This window comes from Blautia sp. MCC269, assembly GCF_018785655.1.
Taxonomy (GTDB): domain Bacteria; phylum Bacillota; class Clostridia; order Lachnospirales; family Lachnospiraceae; genus Blautia_A.
This window is the reverse complement of record NZ_WQQE01000040.1, coordinates 1-1,443: the sequence shown is the minus strand read 5'-3', so window position 1 is coordinate 1,443 and position 1,443 is coordinate 1. Positions and strand designations below refer to the sequence as shown.

Annotated in this window: 2 protein-coding genes; both read left to right on the top strand. The window is 52.3% G+C overall.

Annotated features, from left to right (window positions below):
• The first annotated feature begins 215 nt into the window (after positions 1 to 215).
• Entirely contained in the window at positions 216 to 908 is a 693-nt protein-coding gene (locus GPK88_RS14235; RefSeq protein ID WP_215707963.1) for a response regulator transcription factor, read from the top strand.
• On the top strand, positions 905 to 1,443 hold a 539-nt coding region (locus GPK88_RS14230), incomplete at its 3' end, for a histidine kinase dimerization/phospho-acceptor domain-containing protein (protein WP_330626702.1). The genes GPK88_RS14235 and GPK88_RS14230, both read left to right, overlap by 4 nt.

Below are 1,443 nucleotides of genomic sequence, written 5' to 3'. Positions count from 1 at the left end.
TTAAAGATACCACACCAAATATGATGAACCCACGCTTATACACTACCAGCTATAATAAACCGCAAGGACAGCAATTTGATGATACTGCTGTCCTTTCTTTTATAAAATTGCAGTACACATAAAAAAGCTGTAAAATGATAAATATATTTGTCCTTGTAACAATTCTCGGACATTTGCCTGTTATACTATCTGCAAAAAGCAAAGGAAGTGAGAATATGGAGCAGATTTTAATTGTCGAGGACGACAGTTTTTTGAATAAGATGTTAGACTATAACCTGACCGCAGACGGCTACGGCGTGACTTCTGCCCTAAATGCCAGAACCGCAGCCGAAGCCATCCGCCAGCGGGAATTTAATTTAGTGCTGCTGGACATCAACCTGCCGGACGGGAACGGTTTTGAACTGTGCAAGCTGATAAAGCCCCAGCACCCGGATACCATCGTGATTTTCCTGACCGCCAACGATCAGGAGAGCGACCAGATACGGGGCTATGAGGTGGGCGCGGTGGACTACATCACAAAGCCCTTTGTGATCGGGGCCTTGCAGCGGAAAATCAAAGCCATGTTCGCCATGCTGGAACACCACAAACCGGCTAAGGACATTTACGACGACGGGCGGCTGTTTCTGGACTTCTCGGAGCAGACGGCTTCCCTAAACGGCAAGCCCCTGACCCTATCCCCGATGGAGTACAAAATGCTGAACCTGTTCCGCAAAAATCCCCGGCAAGTGCTGACCCGTGGGCAGCTTTTGGAAAGGCTGTGGGATATAGACGAGCGGTTTGTAGACGAACACACCCTGACAACCTCCATCAGCCGGATTCGCAGCAAGATTGAATCCGACGGCGGCGCGCCCTACATCAAGACCGTTTACGGCATGGGCTATCAATGGACGGGAGGTGAGGCAAAATGAAGTTTCAAAATCTCTCGGTAAAGCGGCTGTTTAGCCGGGTGGCAATGGGGCTTGCCCTCTCCATGTCCGGGATCACCATAGCCCTGTTTCTTGTGACAAAACAGATTGCGGTGCTGCTGACAGGCGGGACGCTGCTGCTGTGCGCCCTTGTGGGGATTTTTGTACTGACGCAGGCGTTTGGAAAGCGGCTGTCGCAGTTTACCGCTGACCTGTGCCAGACCTTAGACCACATGATCGCCGGGAATGAAGCGCCCCAGCGGCCAGAGGACAGCGAAACCCAGCTTGCCAGAATCGGACACCGGCTGGCAAGGCTTTACCAGATCATGCAGGAGAACCGCCGCCGGGTGGACGAGGAACGGCAGGAGTTACAGACCCTTGTATCGGATATTTCCCATCAGGTGAAAACGCCGGTAAGCAATCTGAAAATGGCGACGGACACCCTGCTGGAAAAGCCCATGACCGAGGCGGAGCGCACCGACTTTATCCGGGGAATCCGCAGCCAGACGGATAAGCTGGACTTTCTCTTTCAGGCCCT